21 protein-coding genes are annotated in these 24,760 nt (G+C 63.4%); 11 read left to right on the top strand and 10 right to left on the bottom strand.

Going from position 1 to position 24,760, the window contains the following annotated elements:
- Positions 1–3 precede the first annotated feature (3 nt).
- The 7 genes from ACGYLX_RS14040 to ACGYLX_RS14010 all read right to left on the bottom strand — a co-directional run bounded on the left by ACGYLX_RS14040 (position 4) and on the right by ACGYLX_RS14010 (position 8,153).
- A complete protein-coding gene (locus ACGYLX_RS14040; protein WP_394450261.1) occupies positions 4–765 on the bottom strand; it encodes a DUF1028 domain-containing protein in 762 nt (253 codons plus the stop codon).
- 3 nt (positions 766–768) lie between these two features.
- The gene (locus tag ACGYLX_RS14035) at positions 769–2,562 is read right to left on the bottom strand and encodes a gamma-glutamyltransferase family protein (protein WP_394450259.1); all 1,794 of its coding nucleotides are present in this window, start codon (positions 2,560–2,562) and stop codon (positions 769–771) included.
- An 11-nt stretch (positions 2,563–2,573) separates the two neighbouring features.
- Positions 2,574–3,473, bottom strand: a complete 900-nt coding sequence (locus ACGYLX_RS14030) for an ABC transporter permease (RefSeq protein ID WP_209219184.1) — start codon at positions 3,471–3,473, stop codon at positions 2,574–2,576.
- Positions 3,473–4,417: an ABC transporter permease gene (locus ACGYLX_RS14025; RefSeq protein ID WP_067264018.1), complete on the bottom strand. Its 945-nt coding sequence runs from the start codon at positions 4,415–4,417 to the stop codon at positions 3,473–3,475. Before ACGYLX_RS14025 ends, ACGYLX_RS14030 begins: the two co-directional genes overlap by 1 nt.
- A gap of 66 nt (positions 4,418–4,483) precedes the next feature.
- Positions 4,484–5,998: an ABC transporter substrate-binding protein gene (locus ACGYLX_RS14020; protein WP_394450257.1), complete on the bottom strand. Its 1,515-nt coding sequence runs from the start codon at positions 5,996–5,998 to the stop codon at positions 4,484–4,486.
- 41 nt (positions 5,999–6,039) lie between these two features.
- On the bottom strand, positions 6,040–7,149 hold the full coding sequence (locus tag ACGYLX_RS14015; RefSeq protein WP_394442406.1) for an ABC transporter ATP-binding protein: 1,110 nt from the start codon (positions 7,147–7,149) through the stop codon (positions 6,040–6,042).
- A complete protein-coding gene (locus ACGYLX_RS14010) occupies positions 7,146–8,153 on the bottom strand; it encodes an ABC transporter ATP-binding protein (protein WP_394442409.1) in 1,008 nt (335 codons plus the stop codon). Before ACGYLX_RS14010 ends, ACGYLX_RS14015 begins: the two co-directional genes overlap by 4 nt.
- Before the next feature lie 345 nt (positions 8,154–8,498).
- On the opposite strand from ACGYLX_RS14010, the gene ACGYLX_RS14005 reads away from it, so the two are divergent.
- From ACGYLX_RS14005 to ACGYLX_RS13975, 7 genes are all read left to right on the top strand, one after another.
- Positions 8,499–9,197: a GntR family transcriptional regulator gene (locus tag ACGYLX_RS14005; RefSeq protein ID WP_394450255.1), complete on the top strand. Its 699-nt coding sequence runs from the start codon at positions 8,499–8,501 to the stop codon at positions 9,195–9,197.
- Positions 9,198–9,328: 131 nt separating this feature from the next.
- Positions 9,329–10,291, top strand: a complete 963-nt coding sequence (locus tag ACGYLX_RS14000; protein WP_394450253.1) for a dihydrodipicolinate synthase family protein — start codon at positions 9,329–9,331, stop codon at positions 10,289–10,291.
- A 192-nt stretch (positions 10,292–10,483) separates the two neighbouring features.
- Complete coding sequence (locus ACGYLX_RS13995) at positions 10,484–11,257, top strand: cyclase family protein (RefSeq protein ID WP_394450251.1); 774 nt, start codon at positions 10,484–10,486, stop codon at positions 11,255–11,257.
- 3 nt (positions 11,258–11,260) lie between these two features.
- Positions 11,261–11,740, top strand: coding sequence for a MarR family winged helix-turn-helix transcriptional regulator (locus ACGYLX_RS13990; protein WP_394442418.1), 480 nt, complete (start codon positions 11,261–11,263; stop codon positions 11,738–11,740).
- Between the two features lie 9 nt (positions 11,741–11,749).
- Positions 11,750–13,900, top strand: a complete 2,151-nt coding sequence (locus ACGYLX_RS13985) for a thiamine pyrophosphate-dependent enzyme (protein WP_394450249.1) — start codon at positions 11,750–11,752, stop codon at positions 13,898–13,900.
- Positions 13,897–15,438 carry an indolepyruvate oxidoreductase subunit beta family protein gene (locus ACGYLX_RS13980; RefSeq protein ID WP_394450247.1) on the top strand — a complete coding sequence of 514 codons (1,542 nt, stop codon included), beginning with the start codon at positions 13,897–13,899 and terminating at the stop codon, positions 15,436–15,438. The genes ACGYLX_RS13985 and ACGYLX_RS13980 overlap by 4 nt, the downstream gene beginning before the upstream one ends.
- Positions 15,439–15,561: 123 nt before the next feature.
- Positions 15,562–16,164 carry a LysE family translocator gene (locus ACGYLX_RS13975; protein WP_394450245.1) on the top strand — a complete coding sequence of 201 codons (603 nt, stop codon included), beginning with the start codon at positions 15,562–15,564 and terminating at the stop codon, positions 16,162–16,164.
- Here ACGYLX_RS13975 and ACGYLX_RS13970 read toward each other — a convergent pair.
- Both ACGYLX_RS13970 and otsB read right to left on the bottom strand, forming a co-directional pair.
- Positions 16,161–17,936: a glycoside hydrolase family 15 protein gene (locus ACGYLX_RS13970; RefSeq protein WP_394450243.1), complete on the bottom strand. Its 1,776-nt coding sequence runs from the start codon at positions 17,934–17,936 to the stop codon at positions 16,161–16,163. The two genes, ACGYLX_RS13975 and ACGYLX_RS13970, sit on opposite strands and share 4 nt — an antisense overlap.
- A 45-nt stretch (positions 17,937–17,981) precedes the next feature.
- Positions 17,982–18,731 (bottom strand): trehalose-phosphatase, encoded by a 750-nt coding sequence (otsB, locus tag ACGYLX_RS13965; RefSeq protein WP_394442433.1) that lies wholly within the window; start codon positions 18,729–18,731, stop codon positions 17,982–17,984.
- A 198-nt stretch (positions 18,732–18,929) separates the two neighbouring features.
- On the opposite strand from otsB, the gene ACGYLX_RS13960 reads away from it, so the two are divergent.
- The 3 genes from ACGYLX_RS13960 to ACGYLX_RS13950 all read left to right on the top strand — a co-directional run bounded on the left by ACGYLX_RS13960 (position 18,930) and on the right by ACGYLX_RS13950 (position 22,161).
- On the top strand, positions 18,930–19,904 hold the full coding sequence (locus ACGYLX_RS13960; protein ID WP_394450241.1) for a DNA topoisomerase IB: 975 nt from the start codon (positions 18,930–18,932) through the stop codon (positions 19,902–19,904).
- A gap of 93 nt (positions 19,905–19,997) precedes the next feature.
- Positions 19,998–20,594 carry an exopolysaccharide biosynthesis protein gene (locus tag ACGYLX_RS13955; RefSeq protein ID WP_067268470.1) on the top strand — a complete coding sequence of 199 codons (597 nt, stop codon included), beginning with the start codon at positions 19,998–20,000 and terminating at the stop codon, positions 20,592–20,594.
- A gap of 163 nt (positions 20,595–20,757) precedes the next feature.
- Complete coding sequence (locus tag ACGYLX_RS13950; RefSeq protein WP_394442439.1) at positions 20,758–22,161, top strand: trehalose-6-phosphate synthase; 1,404 nt, start codon at positions 20,758–20,760, stop codon at positions 22,159–22,161.
- A gap of 9 nt (positions 22,162–22,170) precedes the next feature.
- Here the strand turns inward: ACGYLX_RS13950 and ACGYLX_RS13945 are convergent, their stop codons facing one another.
- Positions 22,171–22,938 (bottom strand): DeoR/GlpR family DNA-binding transcription regulator, encoded by a 768-nt coding sequence (locus ACGYLX_RS13945; protein WP_067268490.1) that lies wholly within the window; start codon positions 22,936–22,938, stop codon positions 22,171–22,173.
- 220 nt (positions 22,939–23,158) lie between these two features.
- On the opposite strand from ACGYLX_RS13945, the gene glpD reads away from it, so the two are divergent.
- Positions 23,159–24,748 (top strand): glycerol-3-phosphate dehydrogenase, encoded by a 1,590-nt coding sequence (gene glpD, locus ACGYLX_RS13940; protein ID WP_394442566.1) that lies wholly within the window; start codon positions 23,159–23,161, stop codon positions 24,746–24,748.
- The last annotated feature ends 12 nt before the right edge of the window (positions 24,749–24,760 follow it).

Below are 24,760 nucleotides of genomic sequence, written 5' to 3'. Positions count from 1 at the left end.
TGGTTAATCTTTCTTTGTCTCTAAATCTGTCGCCAGCGACCGGCTGGGCTTGCCCGCCGCCTTGCGGGCCTCTTCGGCGCGGGTGATCGCCGCATCAATCGGCGCGCGGTCCGAGGTGCCCGAGAAATTGTCGAGGCTCGGCATCGCTTCGGCCACATGGAGATAGCGCTCTCCGGCGACGTCGAGCAGCCGGTCAAGCTCGCTCAGCGGGTCGCCGTGGTCATCGACGCGCAGGTCGAGATAGGCATGGTTCTGCCCGCGGTGGATCACCAACCCCGCGGCTTGCCGCCCGCGCATGTCGCCGCCCGCCTCTTCGCCCGCGCGCATGGCGGCGAGCAGACGTTCGGCCATCGGCAGATCATGGCGCGCGGCGTAGGTCTCGAACGTGGCCTCCACCACCTCCGGCCCGGTCAGCATATTGCCCGCGACGGAATGAATGGTCCCCACACGGTGCCCGGCCCAATCGACACAGCTCGCACCGGTATGTGCGGCGAAGTTCCCTTGGGCATCGAGCATGTGGCACTGGCGGATGTCGCGCCCCGCATCGCGGGCGGCGAATTCCTTCAGCAGTGCTTCGGCGGGGTCGCCGCTTTCCAACATGCGCCGGCCTTCGGTCCCCCAGAGCGGGTTGACGAAAGCCTGCGTGGCCACGGCGACGCGCCGCCCGATGTAGGGCACGGCGGCACCGCAGGCGAAAAAGCGGCTGGCCACGGCGATGCCAATCTCTTGGCTGTCGGGGTCACGGGCGATGATGGAATAGGTCATGGGTCAGCGTCCTACGGCATAGGCCTGCATCAGGCGGGGGGTCGCGGCGGCGTGAAGGCTGCCATCGGGGTTGCGCAGCGCGGCGGTCATTCGGCCCACCGACCACGGCTCGGCCACGGTAACGATATGCCCCCGGGCGCGCAGCGCGTCGATCACCGCGGGGCCGACATTGGGTTCGATCATCATCTCGCCGGGCAGGGCTTGGCGGGGGAAGAAACTGCTTTGGAAGTGCAGCGTGTGGAACAGCGGCGCGTCCATCCCCTCTTGCAGGTCGAGGCCGTGGTGCACGAAACGCAGGAACCAGATCAGCTGCCATTGGTCCTGCTGGTCGCCGCCCGGCGTGCCAAAGACCAACTGCCGCCCATCGGCATGTTCGGCGAAAGAGGGGGTCAGCGTGGTGCGCGGACGCCGTCCGGGGGCGAGGGAGGTGGGCAGGCCCCGCTCAAGCCAGAACATCTGCGCGCGCGAGTTCAGCGGAAAGCCCAAGCCCGGCACGACCGGATTGCTCTGCAACCATCCGCCCGAGGGCGTGCCCGAGACCATATTGCCCCAGCGGTCGATCACGTCGAGATGCACGGTATCGCCGCGTTTCTCGGTCAGATGCGCCATCGTCGGCTCTTGAGGGGCGGCGTTCTGAACGCCGAAATCACGGGCCGCGCGTTCGATATAGCGCTCGGCCAGATGCTCCAGCCCCGCGATCACGCCGGGGCGCTGTTCAAGCGATGCCTTGCCATTCACCAGCTTCGCGCGTTCCGCGTTATAGGCGTCGGAAAGCAGCTCTTCCATCGGGATGATGCTCTGCTCGGGGTCGCCGTAATAGGCCTCGCGGTCGGCATAGGCGAGTTTCATCGCCTCAATCACCGTATGGGTAAAGGAGGCGCCCATCGGGTCCATCGCGGCAAGATCGAAATGTTTGAGGATCGCGAGGGTCTGCAAGAACACCGGCCCTTGCGACCATGCGTGCGTCTTATGCACCGTCCAGCCGTGGTATTCGTAGGTCAGCGTGTCTTCATAGCTGGCCTGCCATTTGGCCATGTCCTCGCGCGCCAGAAGGGCGCTGTTCTTTTGCTCGGACACGTCATGCACGCAGGCGTCTTCGAGGTAGTCGAAAATCGCATCGGCCACGAAACCTTCAGACCAGATTTTGCGCGCCGCTTCGATCTGCGCGCTGCGGTCATCGCCTGTGGCTTCGGCCTCGCTGACCAAGCGCTCATAGGTCGCAGCCAGATCGGGGTTCTTGAAGTTGGCGTTCGGCTCAGGCGCCGCGCCGCCGGGCGTCCAGACGGCGGCGGAGCTGGGCCATTCGGCGGCGAAATATTCGGCCAGCCCCTTGATGGTGTTCGAAACGCGCGGCAGCACCGGATGCCCGTCGCGGGCATAGTCGATCGCCGGTTGCATCACCTCGCGCAGACCCATCGTGCCATGGTCCCGCAGCATCAGCATCCAGCCGTCAAAGGCACCGGGCACCACGGTGGAGAGAAGACCCGAACCGGGGATCAGCTTGAGACCCAGAGCCTCGAAATGCTCCAGCTTGGCGGCGGCGGGGCTGACCCCTTGAGCGCAGACAACCTTGGTCGCCTGTTTTGCCGCGTCGTGAAAGATGATCGGCAGATCGCCCGCCGGGCCGTTCAAATGCGGCTCGACCACTTGCAGGACAAAGCCCGCGGCGACAGCGGCGTCAAAGGCGTTGCCGCCTTTTTCAAGGATGCCGAACCCCACGGTCGAGGCGATCCAATGGGTCGAAGTGGTGACACCAAAGGAGCCGCGGATCTCGGGGCGGGTGGTGAAGGGGGTCATGTCGTCTCCGGTCAGTGTTCGCGTGGGTCGAGCGCGTCGCGCAGCCCGTCGCCCAGAAGGTTGAAGCCAAGCACGACCATGAAGATCGCGATGCCGGGCCAGAGCGCCATCCAAGGCGCCTGATTGAGGAAGTTCTTCGCCGTGTTCAGCATTGACCCCCAAGAGGGCGCGGGCGGCTGCTGGCCAAGGCCAAGGAAGGAGAGCGACGCCTCGGCGATGATGGCAGTGGCAACGGTCAGCGTGGCCTGTACCAACACGGGCGGCAGCACGTTGGGGAAGATATAGCGGCGCAGGATGCGCGGCGTGCTCAGACCAATGGCGCGGGCGCTTTCGACGTAATCCTCGGCGGCGACGCTCAGCACCTGACCACGGGTGAGGCGGATAAAGATCGGCGTGGCCGAGATGCCGATGGCGATCATCGCGTTGGTCAGGCTCGGCCCGAGGAAGGCCGCAAGCGCGATGGCGAGGATCAGGAAGGGCGCGGCCAGAAGCGCCTCGGTGCAACGCGAGATCACCGCATCGGTCCAACCTCCGAAGTACCCTGCAACGATGCCCAAAGGCACGCCAAGCCCAAGCGCGATGGCGACCGAGACGACCCCGGCCAGCAGGGAGGCCTGCGCGCCCCAGACCAAACGGCTCAGCACATCGCGGCCCAACTCATCGGTGCCCATCCAATGGGCTGCCGAAGGCCCCTTGCGCACTGCGCCCCAATCGGTGGCGGCGGGGTCAGGGATCGGCAGCAATGGGGCCAAAAGCGCGATGGCGCAGAAGAAGACCACGAGCACGCCGCCCAGCATGGCGCTGCGATGGGTGCGGAACTTCTTCCAAACCCGGTTTTCCGGGCGGGCGGAGAGGACCGGATCGGCGGCGCTTTCGGCGTCGATGGTGATGGGTGTGGCAGGTTGAGCCATTATTGCTTCCTCAGGCGGGGGTTCAGCAGCACATAGGCGACATCGGCGAGCAGGTTCATGAAGATGAAGCCGACGGCGGTGACGAGGACGATGCCTTGGACCACGGCGTAATCGCGGTTGAACACGGCATCGACCACCAGCTTGCCAAAGCCGGGGATGGTGAAAATCTGTTCGGTCAGCACCGCGCCCGCGATCAGCTCACCAAAGAGCAGGGCGGTCAGGGTGACGATCGGCGTCAGCGCGTTGCGGAAGGCGTGTTTCAGGATCACCCGCCGCTCGACCAGACCCTTGGCGCGGGCGGTGCGGACGTAGTCACTGCTCAGCACGCTCAGCATGGCCGACCGGGTGTGGCGCATCAGCGTCGCGGCCAGCGCCGTGCCCAGCACGAAGGCGGGCATGATCATCACGGTGATGGAGCGGATGGGGTCTTCGCTCAGCGGCACATAGCCCGAGGCGGGCAGCAGTTTCCATTTCACCGAGACCAGCAGGATCAGCATGATGCCCAGCCAGAAGTTCGGGATCGACAGGCCCGAAAGCGCCACCACATTTGCCACATAGTCGGTCACGGTGCCCTTCTTGACGGCAGAGAAGATGCCCGCAGGCACGCCGATCAACAGGGCAAAAATCATTGCCATCGTGGCCAGTTGGATGGTCACGGGCAGTTTCTCTCCGATGAGTTCCAGCACCGGCTGGTTGGTGCGCAGCGAAATGCCCAAGTCACCGGTCAGCGCGTTGCCGATCCAAGTGAAATATTGCACCGGAATAGGATCGTTCAGGCGGTATTTCTCGCGCAGGAACTCCAGCACCTGCGGGTCGCGTTCTTCGCCGGCCATGGCCAGCACCGGGTCGCCCGGCAGCAGCTTTTGCAAGGTGAAGACAAAGACCGAGATCAGGATGATCGTCGGGATCGCGATCACCAGACGGCGCAGGATGAAGGACAGCATTTTGAAACGTCTCGCTCAGGGGAGGGGCACCGCCGGGACCGGCCCGGCGGTGCGGATGCAGAAGGGTTAGCCTTCTTCTTTTTTCATGCCCGCAAGGCGGATCATGCCGTCAGGATAGGGGGTGAAACCGGTGATGTCGGAATCCAGCGCCCAGATCCATGTCTGGTGGTAGAGGTACACGATCGGCATCTCTTCGTTCAGGATGGCGCGGGCTGCGGTATAGCTCTCGCGGCGCAGGTCTTGGTCGTTGGACTTGCGCGCCTTGTCGAGCAGCTCATCCACTTCGGGGTTGGAGTATTTGGAATCGTTGATCCCGCCTTCGGTGGTCATGAACTGGTGGATGTTGCCATCGGGGTCCACACGGCCCGACCAGCCGATCTGGCTCGCCTGATAGTCGCCCGCCGACTGGTCGGCCAGCAGCGTTGCGAATTCCTTGGAGGTGATCGAGATGTTGATCCCCGCCTCGGCTGCCATGGACTGCACGACCTGCATCAGTTGCAGCGGGATCGTGGTGTTGGGCACCTGCACCTCAAGGTCGATGCCATCGGCAAAGCCCGCTTCGGCCAGCAGTTCCTTGGCCTTTTCCACATCACGCTCAGGCACGGGATAGTCGGTGCTGTACCAAGGCGAGTTTGGCGGGAAGGGCTGGTTGCCCGCGGCGAAGGCGCCGTTAAAGACGACCTGATTGATCGCTTCGCGGTCGATCGCATAGCTCAGCGCCTGACGCAGACGTTTGTCGTTGCCCCAAGGGTTGTCACCCTTTTCGCCATTGGCCACGTTGATCGTGATGCCCTGATAGCCGAGCGACACGGCGCTTTCGACATTGATGCTGTCGTCACCTTCGGCCTGCGCGAGGTCGGTCGCGGCCAGACGCTCCAGCATGTCGATGTCACCCGATTGCAGGTTCGCCAGACGCACGGTGGTGTCGGGGATCGGCAGATAGGTGACGGTGTCGAAGTGGTATTCCTCAGCGTCGTAATAGTCGGCAAATTTCTCAAGCACGATGCGGTCTTGGGCCACACGCTCTTTGAACTGGTAGGGGCCGGAGCAGACCGGGTTCAGGCCAAATTCATCGCCCGCGGCCTCAGCAGCGGTGGGGGAGACCATCATGCCTGCGCGGTCGGCGAATTGCGCCATCAGCGTGGCATCGGCATCGGCCAGGTCAAAGCGGATCTCATGGCTGCCCAGCACTTCGACGCCGGTGATGGAGGAAAGTTCGGACTTGCGGCGCGAAGTTTCCATGTTCTGGCTGCGGTCGATGTTGGCGGCCACGGCCTCGGCATCAAAGGGCGTGCCGTCATGGAAGACCGCATCGTCGCGCAGTTTCATGGTCAGCTGTTTGCCATCTTCGGAAAAGGACCATTCGGTCGCCAGCTGCGGGATGATTTCGAGGTCCGGCGTGATGTCCACCAGCTTGTCGCAGAGCGAGGCATAGACGATGCGGCCCACGAAGGTGCGCGACTGGTCGGGGTCCAGCACATCGGCATCGGATTGCAGCGCGATGCGCAGGTCAGCCGCCTGCGCGCCGAGGGTCGTGGCCCCCAGCAATGCAGCGGCAAGTGTCATTTTGGTCAGTGTCATGTCGAATTCTCCTGTCGTTTCAATGAGTCTGGTTCAGCCTGTTATTCTTGGTTTTGGCGGGGGCGGAGCGTGGTCCGGTCCCGCATGGCGTCTTGGTAGAGCGCAAAGCGCGCGGCGGCCCCGGGGGCGCGCTCGGGCGCATCGGCAAGGCCGAGGTCCGGCGTGGCGGCGGCGATCTCTTCGAAGTAATGGCAGGCGGCGACATGGCCTTCGCCCGCGCGGGTCTCGCGCAATGAGGGCGGCTCGCTCGCGCAGCGTTCTTTGGCGAAGGGGCAGCGGGTGTGGAAGCGGCAGCCTGCGGGCGGGTTTGCCGGGCTGGGCATCTCGCCCTCAAGTGCGGTCTGCGGCGTGCGCGCGCCATGGGCGGCCACCGGAATGGCCGACAAGAGCGCGCGGGTATAGGGGTGGCGCGGATGGTTATAGACCGTGTCGACATCGCCCTGTTCGACGATTTGCCCCAGATACATCACCGCCACGCGGTCGCTCATATGGCGGATCACGGCGAGGTCGTGGGCGATAATGACCAATGTGAGCCCCAATTCATCGCGCAGATCGCCAAGCAGGTTGATCACCTGCGCCTGCACCGAAACGTCGAGGGCCGAGACCGGCTCATCCCCGATCACCAGTTTCGGGGCCGAGGCCAGCGCCCGCGCGATCCCGATCCGCTGACGTTGACCGCCTGAGAATTCATGCGGGTAGCGTTCGGCATGTTCGGGGCGCAGCCCGACCTTGGCCAGCAGTTCGGCCACTTTGCCGCGCCGCTCGGTCGCTGACATCTTGGGGAAATGGGTCTCAAGCGGCTCACCGACCAGCTTGCCGACGCTCATACGCGGGTTGAGCGATGAAAAGGGGTCTTGAAAGATGAACTGCATGTCCCGGCGCAGGGCGGTCAGATCGCGCCCCGAAAGGCTGCGCACATCCGCGCCGTCGAACTGCACATCGCCCTCGGTCGGCGTCAGCAAGCGCATCAGCAGCCGCGCAAGGGTCGATTTGCCGCAACCGGATTCGCCGACGATGGCAAAGGTCTCGCCCCGGCGCACGTCAAAGGAAACGTCATCGACCGCCTTGACCGTAGCCCCTTTGGCCAATCCGCCGCCTGAGGTTTTGAAATGTTTCTTCAGCCCGCGCGCTGTCAGGATCGTGTCACTCATGCGCTCTGCTCCAGATGTGTCTCCAGCGGGGCGAAATGACAGGCCACGGCATGGCCCCCCTCCAGCGGCGAAAGCGGCGGCTCCTGTGCGCAGATGGGCTGGGCGAAGGGGCAGCGGGTGGCAAAACGGCAACCTTCGGGCATGTTCTGCGTGGTCGGCACCATTCCCGGCACGGTCGCCAAGCGTCCGCGCGGACCGCTGAGCTGCGGGATCGAGGACATGAGGCCGATCGTGTAGGGATGCTGTGGGTCGTTAAAGATGCGTTCCGCAGGGCCGGTTTCGACGATCGTGCCCGCGTACATGACGGCCACGGTATCCGCGATTTCGGCCACCACGCCAAGGTCATGGGTGATCATGATCGTGCCCATTTCGGTCTCGGCCTGAAGGTCGCGGATCAATTCGAGGATCTGCGCCTGAATGGTCACGTCGAGGGCGGTCGTCGGCTCATCCGCGATCAAGAGCGCGGGGTCGTTGACCAAGGCCATGGCGATCATCACCCGCTGGCGCATGCCGCCGGAGAGTTGATGCGGGTAGTCGCGCATCCGCTTTTCCGCCGCCGGAATGCCGACCCGCTTGAGGATCGCCAGCGCTTTGTCCTCGGCCTCGGACTTGCTGGCGTCACTATGGGCGAGCACGGCTTCGGTGATCTGGTCGCCAATGCGGAAGGCGGGGTTGAGCGAGGTCATCGGCTCTTGGAAAATCATCGTCATCCGACTGCCGCGCAGCTTGCGCATGGCGGTGTGGTCGGCAAGGTCGAGCTTCTGGCCTTCGAAAACCATCTCGCCCGAACGGATCGTCGCCGCACCGGCTGGCAGCAGCCCCATCATCGCCAGCGAGGTCACGCTTTTCCCGCAACCGCTTTCCCCGACAACGCAAAGCGTCTTGCCCGGGTGGACCGTAAAATTCACATGGTTGATCTGGTCGCTCGGCGCGCCGCGAAAGCGCAGGCTGAAGTCGCGCACTTCGAGCAAAACCTTGTCGGGACCGGTGTCGGGGCTGGGCAATGGACCGCTTTCTTGAACCAATATCAGATTGGTCGAGTATGCGGTTGCAACTTTCGCGCTGTCAATCCGGGGATTGCGGTTTTTGGAAAAGCCTTTTTGGGTCAGTATTCTGGCGGGAATAGTGCCTGATATATCGGCGGCGATGCCTGATTTTTGGGCGATTTGTTGCGGCGGTTGGGTGGGCGGTTGGCGCGGGGTGGCGCTTGGGGAGAGTGCGGAAGGTATTTGAGAAAGGATGAAATGAGCGGGGTGGCGCGCTTTGGGGGTGATAGCGCTATTGTAGGGCGGGGGATTTGTTGCTTTATCGAGGGGGAGCCATGAACATCGAAAGGGCGGCATCCCCGCATGACCAGCAAACCTAAAACGGCGGAACGCAAGCGCGGGTCCGGGGCGCAATTTGTCTATTCCATCCTGCGCGATGAGATACTCGATCTGACCCTCTTGCCGGGTAGTCCGATTGACGAGATTCGACTTTCCGAGCGGCTGTCGATGTCGCGTACGCCGATCCGCGAGGCTTTGGTGCGGTTGGCGAGCGAGGGGTTGGTGACCACGTTGCCCAACCGGTCGACCGTGGTGTCGAATATCGATTTCATGAACCTGCACACCTTCTTTGACGCGATGACACTGATGTACCGTGTCACCACGCGTCTTGCGGCGCAGTTTCATACGCCGGCGGATATGGCCAATATTCGCGCGCGGCAGGTGGAGTTCGCCAAGGCCGTGTCGGCGCAGGACGCGCTGTCGATGATCGCCACGAACCGGGAGTTCCATGCCGAGATCGCCCGGGCGGGGCGCAACCCTTATTACGAATCGCTTTGCCTGCGGCTGTTGGATGAGGGGCGCCGGTTGCTGCGGATGTATTACCAGTCCTTCGATGATCAGCTTCCCAGTGAGTATGTGCAAGAGCATGAGGATCTGATTACGGCCATCGAGGCGCGCGACATTGCCTTGGCGGATTCCCTGGCCGCGACCCATGCGGATCAGATCGTGCGGCAGATTCAGGCGCTGATTTCACGAGACCGGCGGCAGCATATCGACCTTTAACTATAGGTAGATGCACCTTTATCGGCCGGTCATAGGAGCTGTGCAGATTTTATGTCGACAAATAAAATACAATAGCTAAGATGCAGCCAAGCCCGGCGGTATCGCGGCCGGTTTCTATGATGGAGAGATATATGACCCCTTCGATTTTTTCCGGCTGCATCCCGGCCCTGATGACCCCCTGCACCGAAGACCGGAAACCTGACTTCGACGCTTTGGTGCGTATGGGCAAAAAGCTCATCGCCGATGGGATGAGCGCGGTGGTTTACTGCGGGTCCATGGGCGATTGGCCGCTGTTGACCGATGCAGAGCGGATGGACGGCGTCGAACGCCTGGTTGAGGCGGGCGTGCCGGTGGTTGTGGGCACGGGGGCCGTGAATACGAAGCTGGCCGCCGAACATGCGGCGCATGCGCAAAAGGTCGGCGCCAAGGGGCTGATGTTGATCCCCCGCATCCTGTCGCGCGGCACATCGGTCGCCGCGCAGAAGGATCACTTCAAAAAGGTTCTCTCGGCGGCGCCTGAGCTTCCTGCCGTGATCTACAACAGCCCCTATTACGGTTTTGCCACCCGGGCCGATCTGTTCTTTGCGCTGCGGGCCGAACATTCCAACCTTGTTGGTTTCAAGGAGTTCGGCGGCGCGGATGATCTGCGCTATGCGGCGGAGAATATCACCAGCCGGGATGATGAGGTCACGCTGATGATCGGTGTGGATACCACCGTCTTCCACGGTTTCGTCAATTGCGGCGCCACCGGTGCGATCACCGGGATCGGCAATGTGCTGCCGCGCGAAGTGTTGCATCTGGTTGCCCTCAGCCAAGCTGCGGCAGCGGGCGATGCCGAAGCGCGTCAGCGCGCGCAGGAGCTTGATGCAGCCCTTGGTGTTTTGTCCTCCTTCGATGAGGGGCCGGACCTCGTGCTTTATTATAAGCATCTGATGGTGCTCGAAGGCCATGCGGAATATGCCTTGCATTTTAATGAGACCGACGCGCTGACCGACAGCCAGCGCGGCTATGCCGAGGCGCAGTATAAGCTTTTCCGCACATGGTATGCCGATTGGAGCCAGCAGGGCGGGGCGGTCGCCAAATACGCCGCCTAATTTCCTCAGCCACCACTCCCCGGCTGGGCAGGCCCGTCGCATTTGCGGCGGGCCTTTTGCGTTCGTGGCAAGCCTTTCGAAGAAGATAATTGCAAACGCATATAAATGTGACTAGCATCTTTGCAGGGACAACGCATCGGGAGTGGGTGCGCCATTTGAGGGAGATTAATTGAAATGAGTGCTACGGATTTAATGCGTGATTTCGGCGTGATGCTGGCTTCGGGCGGGGTCGAGGTCGTCGATTGCTCGGGCGTTTTGGGGCCGGATACGCCGATCCTGCAACTGCCTGCCGATTTCGCCAAGCCGACGCCGAAGGTCGAGATTCACAAGATTAGCGAATATGACGAAGACGGCCCCTTCTTTGCCTGGAACTGGATGGTGCTGGGCGAGCATTCGGGCACGCATTTCGACGCGCCGCATCATTGGATCACCGGCAAGGATTACGACGACGGCTTCACCGATACGCTCGACGTGCAGCGTCTGGTCGCCCCGGTCAATGTGATCGATTGTTCGCAGCAGGCGCAGGAAGACCCGGATTTCCTGCTCGATGCCAAGGGCATCAAGGAATGGGAAGCCGAGTATGGCGAGATCGGCGAAGGCGAATGGGTCGTCATGCGCACTGATTGGGACGCGCGCGTCGATGACGAGGCGCGGTTTCTTAACGCCGATGAGACCGGGCCGCACAGCCCCGGGCCGACCCCGGATGCGATTCAGTACCTGATGGAGAAGAAGATCGTCGGCTGGGGTACGCAGTGCATCGGCACCGATGCGGGGCAAGCGGGCGGGATGGAGCCGCCCTATCCGGCGCATAACCTGCTGCATAAGAACAACTGTTTTGGTCTGGCGTCACTGGCCAACCTCGACAAACTGCCGCCGAAGGGGGCGATCCTGATCGCCGCGCCGTTGAAGATCAAGAACGGCACCGGCAGCCCCATTCGGGCGCTGGCACTGGTGCCGAAGGGCTGATCGGTGACAGATACACCACCTTCCAAGGCCGAGAACGCGCCGCTGGATCGGATGGGGCTCGATAATTTCGCGCCCTATCTGATGAACCGGATCATGGGGCGGTACAACGCCGCCCTGTCAGCAGAAATGGCGGCACTCGGCCTGACCACGCCACAGATGCGCTCGCTCGCGGTGCTGTCGGTGACCGACGGCATCCTGATCCGCGAGTTGGCGGTTTACGCGGTGGTGCAGCAATCCACGCTGAGCCGCGCGCTCGACGCGCTGGTGCGCGACGGGCTGGTCCGGCGCGAGACCGACGCCAACGACAGCCGCGCCACGCGGGTCTACCTTACCGATCAGGGGCGCGAGGCCTATTCGCGGCTCTGGCCGCATATGGCGCAGGCTTATGAGGCGATGTTCAAGGGCATCGGCCCCGAGGAGAAGGCGGCCTTCGTGGCCACCTTGCAGACCATGCTGCGCAACATCCGAAAACACGATTTCTGAGAGGGTCCGATGGCCGAACGTTCGTTCAAGGCAGAGGTGGAACATCTGCGCAAGGGAGACGGCGACGTCTTCACCGGCGAGGGCATCCTTGCGATCACCAAGGCGCTCTTGGAGAACGGCGTGGGCTACGTCGGCGGCTACCAAGGCGCGCCGATCAGCCACCTGATGGACGTGCTGGCCGACGCCGAGGAGCTGATGGGCGAGCTGGGCGTGCGCTTTGAGGCCAACGCCTCCGAGGCCGCGGCTGCGGCGATGCTGGCCGCGTCCGTTCACTACCCGATCCGGGGGGCGGTGACCTTCAAGGGGCCGGTGGGGGTGAACGTGGCCTCGGACGCATTGGCCAACCTCAGCTCCTCGGGCGTGACCGGCGGCGCGCTGGTGATCGTGGGGGAGGACTACGGCGAAGGCTCCTCGATCATGCAGGAGCGCAGCCACGGCTTTGCCATGAAATCGCAGTTCTGGATGCTCGACCCGCGCCCGAACCTGCCGTCGATCACCAAGGCGGTGAAGGATGGGTTCGAGCTGTCCGAGGCCAGCAACACGCCGGTCATGCTGATGGTGCGCATCCGGTCCTGCCACGTCACGGGCAGTTTCGAGACCCGCGACAACCAGCGCCCCCCGCTCACCGTGGCCGAGGCGGCGGCGAACCCGCAGTCGGATTTGAACCGCGTGGTGCTGCCGCCGATGTCCTACCTGCATGAGAAGGACAAGATCGAGAACCGCTGGCCCGCGGCTGAGAAATTCATCCGCGACAACAAGCTCAACGAATTCTTCGGCCCCGAGAAGGCGCCTCTGGGCATCGTGGTGCAGGGCGGCATGTATAATTCCGTCATCCGGGCATTGCAGCGGCTGGGACTGGCGGACATCCACGGCCAGACCGAGGTGCCGCTCTACGTGCTCAACGTCACCTATCCGCTCTTGCGCGACGAATTCGACGACTTCTGCGCTGGCAAGGAGCATGTGCTGGTGGTCGAGGAAGGCCAGCCCGACCACATCGAGCAACAACTCGGCTCCTACCTCTACAAGCTCGACCGCCGGGTGAAGCTGCACGGCAAGGACGTGCTGCCGATGGCCGGGGAATACACCGGGCAGGTGCTGCTGGATGGTCTGACGGCCTTCCTCAAGATCGCCGGGCCGGAGATGCTGCCCGGTGCGGTGCGCGCGCCTAACGCCGAGGCGCCCGCGATCCCGGATCTCACGCAGACCGTGCCGATCCGCCCGCCGGGCTTTTGCACCGGCTGCCCGGAACGCCCGATCTTCGCCGCGATGAAACTGGCTGAGCAGGAGTTGGGTAAACACCAGATCACCGGCGACATCGGCTGCCACCTCTTCGGCTGCCTGCCGCCCTTCGAGATCGGCGGCTCGACCATGGGCTATGGCCTTGGCCCCGCCTCCAACGCGGCCTTTGATGGCGGGGGCGACAAGCGGGTGATCTCGATCTTGGGCGACGGGGGCTTCTGGCACAATGGTTTGTCGACCTCGATCGGCAACATGGTGTTCAACAAGTCAGACAGCGTCGCGGTGATTGTCGACAACTACTATTCCGCCGCCACCGGCGGGCAGGACGTGATGTCGTCGCGCGCGCATAACGACACGAAAAGCACGAACAACCCGATTTCCAAGGCGCTCAAGGGCGTCGGCGTGGAATGGGTGCGCCAGATCGACCGGACCTATGACGTGGGCAAGCTGCGCGAGGTGCTGCGCGAGGCGCTGACCACCGATTACAAGGGGCCGAAGGTGATCGTGGCGTCGTCGGAATGCATGCTCAACAAGCAGCGCCGCGAGAAGCCGAAGCGCAATCAGTCGATCAAGGACGGCCGCCGCATGGAGGTGCCGCGCTTTGGCGTCGATGCGGATGTCTGCACTGGCGATCACGCCTGCATCCGCCTCTCGGGCTGCCCGTCGCTGTCGCTGAAACGGCTCGACGATCCGCTGCGCGACGACCCGGTGGCGCATATCGACCAGACCTGCGTCGGCTGCGGCAACTGCGGCGAAGTGGCGGATACCGCCGTGCTCTGCCCGTCCTTCTATCAGGCCGACGTGGTGCACAACCCGACGAAGTTCGAGCGTTGGCGGGCCGAGAAGACCGGCCAAATCATTCGCTGGTTGCAAGACCGACGCGACGCGAAACGGCTGCGCAACGAAGGAGTGGCGACATGAACATGGTGCTGCCGCAAAAAACCCCCGACGCGCGGGTCGAGAAGATCATCAAGCTTGCCGTCATGGCCGTGGGCGGGCAGGGCGGTGGCGTGCTCACCGGCTGGATCGAGGCGATGGCCCGGGCCGAGGGCTATGTCTGTCAGGCGACCTCGGTCGCCGGCGTGGCGCAGCGCACGGGGGCCACGATCTACTACGTCGAAATGGCCCCCAAGGGCGCGCTCGACCCTGTCTTCGCGCTGGCCCCGGCGGCGGGCGACGTGGACGTGCTGATCGCCGCCGAGATGATGGAGGTGGGCCGCGCCGTGATGCGCGGCTTCGTGACGCCGGACCGGACGACGCTGATCGGCTCGACCCACCGCGCGCTGGCGGTGAGCGAGAAGATGGCGCCGGGCGACGGCATCGCCGACGCCGATGAGGTCCGCGCGGCGGCAGAGATCGCGGCGCAGAAACTGGTGCTCGAAGATATGGAAGGGCTGGCCGTCGGCGCGGGTTCGGTCATCTCGGCCTCGCTCTTTGGCGCGCTTGCAGGCTCAGGCGCGCTGCCGTTCCCGCGTGAGGCCTACGAGAACGCGATCCGTGCCGGCGGCAAGGGGGTCGAACCCTCGCTGCGCGCCTTCGCCGTGGGCTTTGACGCGGCACAGGGCAAATTGCCCGAGACCCCGCAGGCGCCCGAAGAAGAGATCAAACCGTTCAGCCTTGTCGGGCCGGAGAAGTTGCAGGCCGAATGGGCCGCGCTGGTGGACCGGGCCGACCGCCTGCCCGAGCCGGTGCGGGACCTCGCGCTTGCCGGGCTCGCCAAGGTAGTGAACTTTCAGGACTGCGCCTATGGCGCGCTCTATCTCGACCGGCTCGATACCGTTTTGGCCCGCGATGATGCCGCACACGACTGGGCGCTTTCGGCGGCGGCGGCGAAATACATCGCCAATGCCATGGCCTATGACGACATCATCCGCGTGGCGGACCTCAAGACCCGCGCCCCGCGTCTGTCGCACATCCGCCAAGAGATGCGCGCGGGTGACGAGAACCTGCTGCAGCTGACCGAGTATTTCCACCCCCGCGCCGAAGAGATCGCCGGGCTCATGCCCGCGCGGCTCGGCGCCAAGGTGGAGGCGAGCGAGACCTGGATGGTCCGGCTGAACCGCTGGTTCGACAAGGGCCGCCGTCTGCGCACCGACCGGCTGCCTGCCTTCCTGATGCTGCATTTCCTCGGCGGCCTGAAGGGCTACCGGCTGCGCACCCATCGCCATGCGCTGGAGGTCGCGCATCTGGAGGACTGGCTGCGCCGCTGCCTTGCGGAGGTGGAGAGTGACTACGCGCTTGCCGTGGAACTGGTGAAATGCCGCCGCCTGATCAAGGGCTACTCCGACACCCATGCGCGGGGTCTGGGCAAGTTCGACCGCGTGATGGATGCCGCCGACCTGCTCCGCGGGCGTGACGACGCGGCGGACTGGATCGCGCGGCTGCGCGAGGCGGCGTTGCAGGATGCGGAAGGCAAGGCGCTCGACGGGGCCATCGCCACGGTGCGGTCCTTCGTCTGAGGTGCCCGTTTTCTGAGCGGGCGCGGGGCGGATCACGCACAGAGCGGCCCCCGGCACCCGCATCGCAGTTGACCAAAGGTCAGCACCGCGCCTAGCTGGACGCAGTCACAGGGGACCGCTGCCATGGAACTTTCGCATCTCATCGCCTTCAACATCGCGCTCATCGCGTCGATCCTCAGCCCCGGCCCGGCCTTTCTGATCGCGTTGAAAACGACGCTGAGTTCGGGACGGCAGGCGGGCGTTGCGGTGGGGGCTGGTCTCGGCCTCGTGGCGTCGTTCTGGACACTCGCCGCGCTCTTGGGGTTGGAGGCCGTCTTCCTCGCCTTCCCATGGGCCTATGCCATCGTGAAAACCGTGGGCGCAGCCTACCTGCTCTATGTGGCTTACGGCATGTGGCGCGGGGCGCGGGCACCGGTGACCAGCACGGTGACACCCGCCCGCCATGCGTTCCGGCAGGGGCTGATGATCAACATCCTGAACCCCAAATCGGTGCTTTTCGCCGCCGCGGTGCTGGTCGTCATCTTCCCCGAGGGGATGCGGCTGAGCGAGAACCTCTTGATCGTCGCCAATCACCTGATCATCGAACTGGCCTTCTACACCGCATTGGCCTTCGGCATGAGCCGCCCTGCCGTCAGTCAAGGTTACCTGCGCGCGAAGGTCTATTTCGACCGCACCGCCTCGGCTGTGCTGGGGCTTTTGGGGCTGCGGCTGTTGCTTGCGCGTTAAAGCTCGGCCTCCCACCGGCGCGACAGGCGCATGGCACCGTTGATGATGCCGACCATTGAGTAGGTCTGGGGGAAGTTGCCCCAGCCCTCACCAGTGGCAAAGGCAGTATCTTCGGACATCAGACCAAGGTGGTTGCGGGCCTCCAGCAACTCTTCGAACAGTTTGCGCGCTTCCTCTTCGCGGCCAATCCGTGCCAGCGCGTCGATGCGCCAGAAGGCGCAGACGTTGAAGCCCACCTCCGGCACGCCGAAATCGTCGGCTTCTTCGTAACGCAGCATGAAGGGGCCGCGGCCCAGCACTTCGGAAAGACGTTCGACCGTGGCGATGAATCGCGGGTCTTTCGGCGGCAGAAAGCCGACCTCGCCCATCAGCAAAACGCTTGCGTCGAGGGTGCTGCCGCCAAAGCTTTCGACAAAGGCGCCGCGTTCCTCGGACCATGCGTTGTCGAGGATCTTGTCGCGGATCACCTCGGCCCGCTCCGCCCAGAGGGTGGCGCGATCGTCCAATTCCAGATGCCGCGCGATCTTGGCCAGACGGTCGCAGGCGGCCCAGCACATCAGCGACGAGGAGGTGTGAATCCGCGCGCGGCTGCGCAATTCCCAAATGCCCGCATCGGGCTGGTCGTGCAGCTCCCACGCCTGTTCGCCGAGCGGCTCCAACTGCTCATAGGCGGTGCGCCCGGTGTTCATCGGCAGCCGGTGATCGAAAAACGCCGGGGCCGCGCCGAGGATGATGTTGCCATAGGTGTCATGCTGGAAATGCTCATGCGCCTGATTGCCGATCCGCACCGGCCCCATCCCACGGAACCCCTGTAGGCTGGGTGAGATACGTTCGGTCAGCGCCGTCTCAAGCCCCAGCCCCAGCACCGGCTGGATATGCCCGCCCTCGGCATCGGCCACGGCATTCATCAGCCATTGGAAATAATGCTCCAACGTGCGGGTCGCGGCGAGGCTGTTGAGGGCGCGCACGGTGAAAAACGCATCGCGCACCCAGCAATAGCGGTAATCCCAGTTGCGCCCCGAATCCGGCGCCTCAGGCAGGGAGGTGGTGATCGCGGCGATCACCCCGCCCGTGGCCTCGTAGCTACACAGTTTCAACGTGATCGCGGCGCGGATGACGGCCTCCTGCCACTCGAAAGGGATCGCCAAACGCTGGGTCCAGCGCTGCCAATAGCGGGTCGTCTTGGTGCGGAAGGTGGTGCCGATCTGCTCAGGGCTGTCCGACAGGGTCTCATCGGGGCCGAGGATGAAGGTCATCTCACCTTCGAGGTTGATCATCCGCCCGTCGAGCACATGATCAATCGGCGCGTCGGTGGTCAGGCGCATGTTCTGCTCTGGCCCGACGAAGCGCACATGATTGGAGCCACGGGTGAGGGTTGGGGCCACTTCCCCCCATTGAAAGCGCGGCTTCAGCCGCATCCGCACACGGGGGGAACCTTCGATACGCCGCACCTGCCGCACCAGCATCTGCGGGCGAAAGCTGCGGCCATAGGCGGTGAAACGGGGGCAGAAGTCGACAATCTCGACCGCGCCTTTGGGGCTGCGCAACACGGTGCGCAGGATCGCGGTATTGGGCAGATAGCTCTGCTCGCTCTCGGTCATATCTTCGAGTTCGACGGCAAATTCCCCGTCGCCCTCTTCGCCCGCGCCATGGCCCATCAGGCTGTGAAAGACCGGATCGCCGTCGAAACGCGGCAGGCAGAACCAGTTGATCGCCCCTTCGCGGCTGACCAGCGCCGCAACCGCGCAATTCCCGATGACACCCAGATCCATAAGTCCCTCTTTTCTATTCCTATTGCGTCTGCCGGGCGGGCCGGATCAGCGCAAAATCTCTTCCAGCCAATCGGCAAAACCGGCCACGTCTTCGATGCGATGTTGGGCTTCGGTCGGCCCTTGGCCAATCTTGATGCCAAAGCCACCCATGGCCTGCGCCGCGCGAAAGCCGTCTTCATCCGTCACGTCATCGCCGACCATCACGGGCAGGCGGTCTGTAAAGGCGGGGGAGGCCATGAACCGCGCCACCGCGCCGCCCTTGTCGACACCTTTCAAGGCGACCTCGCTAACCATCTTGCCATGCAAACCGCGCAGGCTGGAGTCTTCGCCGACCAGCGTATCGACGAAGCCGCGACAGGCGTCTTCTTGATCCGGGGCCTTGCGGTAATGCAGCGCGATCGCGCCCGGCTTGCGCTCGGACGTCACCCCATGCAGCACGGCGAATTCCTCGACCCGGTCGATGACCGGGGTGGGGATTCCCGCGCTCTGCTCCGGCGCGTGATCTTCAGCGGTGCTAAGCCGCAGCTCCAACCCATGCGATCCCGAGAGCGGCAGGCGCAGCGCGCCCAAGATACGGTCCACATCCGCCATGGCCCGGCCAGAGATCACCGCCACCGCCCCATCGGTCTTTGCGACGAGACGGGTCAGCAGATGGCGCGTCGCCTCCGGCAGACAGGCGTCTTCGGGGTTGTCGACAATGGGGGCGAGCGTGCCGTCGAGATCAAGGAAGAACGCATGGCGCTCGACCGGGATCACGGGCGGCAGGTTGCGGGGCGACAGGGTGGTGCTATCCATAGGGTCCGGTCTATCCGTTTCGTTGCACGGGCGTTCCCCCAGAAACCTATGCGCCAGCGCAGCGAAATCAACGGATTTATGCTGCAACTGCGCAGAGATGCGCGATGTGCGCCGCGGGAACCCAGCCGATGCGCCCGCGTTGATCAAAACGGGGGCAGGCCCCAGACGCCACCCCGCCTATCGCAATCGGAAGCCCAGATGACCGCACCGTCGACGCTCAGGTACTACCCCGACAGCAAACCCGGCATCGCTCGGCGGCGCTGCGGGCGGGGGTTTTCCTATCACGCGCCCGATGGCCGTTGCATCAAGGACAAGGCCGAGCGGGCGCGGCTGGTGAAACTGGCGGTGCCCCCGGCCTATGAGCGGGTCTGGATCAGCCCCTATGACAACGGTCACCTTCAGGCGACCGGCTTCGATGCGCGAGGCCGCAAGCAATACCGTTACCATCCGCTCTGGTCCGAGGCGCAGGCGCAGGAGAAATACGCAAGCCTGCCCGAGTTTGCCGAAACCCTGCCGCGCATCCGCCGCCGCGTGCGCCGTGATCTTAAGGAGGAGTTGGGCGAACGTGATTTCGCTCTGGCCGCCGCCGTGGCGATGATCGACCGGCTGTCGCTGCGCGTCGGCAATCAGGTCTATGCCGAAACCAACCGGACCTATGGCACGCTGACCCTGAAACGGCGGCATCTGGTCCTGCGCGACGGGAAGTTGCAGGCGTCTTTCATGGCGAAGGGCGGCAAACGGGTTCGCCGCCAGATCGCCAACCGCACCCTAATGCGCGCGCTTGAGAAAATTCGCGATCTGCCCGGCGCGGACCTGCTGACATGGCTCGACGAAGAGGGGCAGCCGCGCAGTCTGACCTCAACCACGCTGAACGACTACATTGCCGAGGCCGCTGGCACCGAAGGCTTCTCGGCCAAGACCTTTCGCACTTGGGCCGGGTCCGTCGCCGCCTTCGACGTGGCGCTGAAAGAGGACAAGCCCAGCATCAAAGCCATGGCCGAAGCCGCCGCCGAACGGTTGCACAATACGCCCACCATCGCGCGCAACAGCTATATCCATCCGCAGGTGATCGAACTTTGCCAGACCCCGCAAGACTTGCCGGACCCGCCCGATATCGACGATATGACCCAAGCCGAACGGGGGCTGTTGGCCTTTCTGCGCGCGAAGACGTGAACTTGAATCGACCATTCGGGCGAACTTTCACGGCGCTCACGCATTGTTAAAATGAATAGCGCTATCGCCGGACGTTAGAAGGACCAGAATTTCATGAGCGATACAGGTCGGCCAACCCTCAGCGGCGTCCTAGATGAGATGGAGCATCTTTCCGGCGGCGCGGATCGGCAAATCACCGTGGAAGAGATCATTGATTGTCTGGGCAAACATTCTTTTGCCTCAACCATCCTTGCCTTCAGCCTGATCTCAACCTCACCCGCCAGCGGCATTCCGGGGATCACGGCTTTCATCGGTTTGGTGGTGCTGTTTCTGGTGGTGCAGATGATCTTTGGCCGCGACAGCCTTTGGCTGCCCGGTTTCGTCATGCGCCGTGACATCGCCGCGAAGAAACTCCGCGAGGGGGTGCGATGGCTGCGCCGTCCGGTGGATTTCGTGGACCGCTATCTGCATGAGCGCTCGACCTTCATCCTGCACCGACCGTGGATTTACCTGCCCCTGTTCATGGTGATGGCCCTATCGATGTTCATGCCCTTCATGGAAGTCGTACCCACTTCCGGCTCCATCGCGTCGGCGATGATCGCCATCTTCGCGGCGGGCTATCTGATGCGCGACGGGCGGGTGGTCATTCTGTCGATGATCCTCATGTCGCTGCTGCCTGTGGGGGTCGCGTGGTTCTTTCTTGGGCGCTGAGAAATTAATTCCGGCTCTAGGCCATGCTGCACCTGCAAAAGATTTGACCAAAGGCGCTCAAGCTGGGAACCTTTACCGACCTAAACCATTAAACCGTTAGTGGTGGTCGGCGTTCCGCCTAATCAGGCTCGGCGACCGAAAATGATTGTTCCCGAGGCATAAAATGGCTGGCAGATTAATTGTAATCTCAAATCGCATTCCATCGGAGGCCGCCCCTTCCGGTGGGCTGGTCTATGCGCTGCATGAAACCCTGCGCAAGATCGGCGGCATTTGGATCGGGTCGCACCCCGAAACCACGGAAACCCCCGCCAACAGTCTCAGCGAATATGGCGATCAGGGCAATTACACCCGGCTGAGCTTTAGCCTAACCCCCGAAGACTACAAGAATTTCTACCTCGGCTTCTCGAACTCCGTGCTTTGGCCTGTCTGTCACCGCCGCGGCGATCTGGTCAAGCTCGACCGCGGGTTCGAGCGGGGCTATTGCGCCGTCAACGCGCGCCTCGCCCGGCAGGTGATGGAGGTGGCCGAGCCAGACGATATGATCTGGGTGCACGACTATCATTTCTTCCCCCTCGCCACAGAGCTGCGCAAGCTGGGCTTTACCGGCAAGATCGGGTTTTTCCTGCATATTCCCTTCCCCGCCTTGGGCGATATGGGCGCCCTCCCGCGGGAGGCCAATCTGGCGCATTGGCTGGCGGATTATGACCTCGTAGGCCTGCAAACCCGCGCCGATGTGGCCCGCTGTCTTGAGATGTTCCGGGCCGAAACCGATTCCGAATTCCTGATGGATGGCACGATCAAATGCGGCTCCCGCGCGGTGGCGCTGCGGTCTTTCCCCATCGGCATCGACGTGGAGACCTTTGTGAAGGCCGCGCAGGGCGGCAGCGCGCAGGACCGTCTGGCCGACGATATGGCGGGTGACATCGTGATCGGCGTCGACCGGCTGGATTACTCCAAAGGTCTGCCCAACCGCTTCCGCGCCTTTGGCCGCTATCTTGAAACCCGGGATGAGCGCGAACGGCGGGTAAGCATGGTCCAAATCGCCCCGCCCAGCCGAGAGGAAGTCGCCGCCTATCGCGAGTTGCGCTACGAGCTGGAAGAGCTTGTCGGCCGCGTGAACGGGGAGCATGGAGAGATCGACTGGACCCCGCTGCGCTATATTCATCGCAACCTTGATCGCAACCTTTTGGCCCGCCTCTATCGCCGGGCGCGGGTCGGGATCGTGACGCCCTTCGCCGATGGGATGAACCTTGTGGCCAAAGAATATGTCGCCGCGCAAGACCCCGAAGACCCCGGCGTGCTGATCCTGTCGCATATGGCCGGCGCCGCCGAAGACCTCGCGGATGCGATTCAGGTCAACCCCTATGATATCGAAGACATGAGCGAAGCGCTCAAGACCGCGCTCGCCCTGCCGCTGGAAGAGCGCAAGCGCCGCCATGCAAGCTGCATGGCGCAGGTGCGGGCCACGGACGTGAACCTCTGGAGCCAGCATTTCGTCCACGCTTTGAAAGCCTGCAAGCCGACGCTCGTGGTCAAGCCCCGCGCGCGGGAATGGACAGACGCCTAGCGGCGGGGGTCACTCTTCCGGCGCATAGACCACTGCGGTCTCCCAACCGCTGCATTTTTCGGCAAGGCCCGCAGGCAGCGCCAGATCGGTAAAGAACATATCCACCTCCCGCGCTGAGGCGATCCGCGCGGGGGCAGAGCGTTTGAATTTGGAATGATCGGTCACCAAAAAAGTCTTCCGCGACTGCGCGATGATACATTGGCTGACGCCCACTTCCTCGATGTCGAAGTCGAGCAGATCACCATCCGCATCCATGGCCGAACAGCCGATCACTGCGATGTCGAATTTGAACTGGCGGATCGTCTCGATCGTTAGATTGCCGACCAGACCGCCGTCCATCCGGCGCAGTGCGCCGCCGGTCAGCACGATGCGGCATTCGGGGTTATCGACCAGAATATTCGCCACGTTCATGTTGTTCGTTACCACCATCAAATCCCGGTGGTGAAGCAGGGCGCGGGCCACCGCCTCGGTACTGGTACCGATATTTAGAAAGACCGAACAGCCGTCGGGGATATGTTCGGCGCAGGCGCGGGCGATGCGATTCTTGGCCTCTTCATGCAGATTGCGCCGCTCGGCATAGCCGATGTTGCTGGCCCCCGAGGGCAGCACCGCGCCGCCATGGACCCGCTCAAGCTTACCGCTGTCGGCCAGTTCGGTAAGGTCACGGCGGATGGTCTGATGGGTCACGCCGAAATGTTCGGCCAGCCCATCGACGGTGACTTTGCCTTCGCGCCGGGCGATTTCAAGGATGTCGGGATGGCGGAATGTCTGTGAAATGGGCGTCGCTCCTGCCTGCTGTTGGCGCATTATCTCCAGTGTTTTGGCTAACGCAAGCAATCGCGCAGCAAGACACGTTTAACATGTTCGCTATGCTGGCGAAACGAACATAAACGAAAATAATTCTTGTGCAGATGAGAGTCGTTTCGTAACACTGCCCCAAATTGGACAGTCTGAGCTGGGGGAGGGCCGGATCGTGAACCAACAGCCCGATAGCCATATGGCCGCTGCCCCGGTCGATTTATTCGTCATCGGTGGTGGCATTAACGGGGCCGGGATCGCGCGCGACGCGGCAGGCCGGGGTCTGAGCGTGACCTTGGCCGAGATGAACGATCTGGCCTCGGCGACATCTTCGGCCTCGACCAAGCTTTTTCACGGCGGGCTGCGTTACCTTGAGTATTTCGAGATCGGCCTCGTGCGCCATGCGTTGACCGAGCGCGAGGTGCTGCTAAAGGCGATGCCGCATATCTCTTGGCCGATGCGTTTCGTGCTGCCCTATCACCGCGACATGCGGTTCGAGGGCGACACGCCGACTTCCAAGCTGCTGCGGTTGTTCATGCCGTGGATGCGGGGCCGCCGCCCGGCATGGCTGATCCGTCTGGGCCTGTTCCTCTATGACAACCTCGGCGGGCGTAAAATCCTGCCCGCCACACGCAGCCTTTCCTTGCGCGGCACGCCCGAAGGGGCGCCGCTGGAGGATCGGTTCGAGAAGGCTTTCGAGTATTCCGACTGCTGGATCGAAGACTCCCGCCTTGTGGTGCTGAACGCCCGCGACGCCGAACTGCGCGGCGCGCGTATCATGACCCGGACCAAGGTCGTCTCTGCCGACCGCAGCGCCGATGGCTGGGCGGTCACCGTGGAGCATGGCGCGGATGGCCAGCGCGAGGTGATCCACGCCAAGATGCTGGTCAACGCGGGTGGTCCGTGGGTCGGCGACATCATCCACAACACCGCGCGGCTGAACTCCTCCGAAGGGGTGCGGCTGGTGCGCGGCAGCCATATCGTGACCAAGCGGCTCTACGATCACGACAAATGCTATTTCTTCCAAGGCACCGATGGGCGGATCATCTTCACGATCCCCTATGAACAGGACTTCACCCTGATCGGCACCACCGACGCCGATCATCCTGATCCATCCGTCACCCCGGAATGCACGCCCGAAGAGCAGGACTACCTGATCGACTTCGTGAACGGCTATCTCAAGCAGGACATCACCCGCAATGACATCGTCTGGACCTATTCCGGGGTGCGTCCGCTTTATGACGACGGGGCGAGCAGCGCCACGGCGGCGACGCGGGACTATACGCTCAAGGTCGACAAGACCGGCGGCGCGCCGATCCTCAATGTCTTTGGCGGCAAGATCACAACCTACCGCAAGCTGGCCGAAGACGCGCTGGAGCTGATCGCGCCGCATTTCGACGGGCTGTCGGGCCATTGGACCGCAGGCGTCGCCCTGCCCGGCGGTGATTTCCCGGTGGACGGCGTGGCGCAGTTGATCGCGCGGCTGAAAGCGGATTATGACTTTCTGGATGAAAGCTGGGCAGCCCGGCTGATCCGCGCCTATGGTACGGATGCACGGGCCATGGCGGGCGAGGCCAAGACGCTGGCGGATATGGGCGAGCATTTCGGGGCCACCCTCACCGCGCGCGAGGTCGCTTGGCTGATGAACAAGGAATATGCCCTCAGCGCAGAGGACGTCGTCTGGCGCCGCAGCAAGCTGGGCCTGCGAATGGACGAGGCGCAGATCGCGCGTCTTGATGAATGGATGCAGATGCGCGCGGCGAAACAAGCCGCCTCTGCGGCGGAATGAGGGGAGGTCGAA

The organism is Sulfitobacter sp. 1A13496, assembly GCF_043557225.1.
Lineage (GTDB): Bacteria > Pseudomonadota > Alphaproteobacteria > Rhodobacterales > Rhodobacteraceae > Sulfitobacter > Sulfitobacter faviae.
The sequence above is the reverse complement of the archived record's forward strand: the minus strand, read 5'-3'. Positions and strand labels throughout refer to the sequence as shown.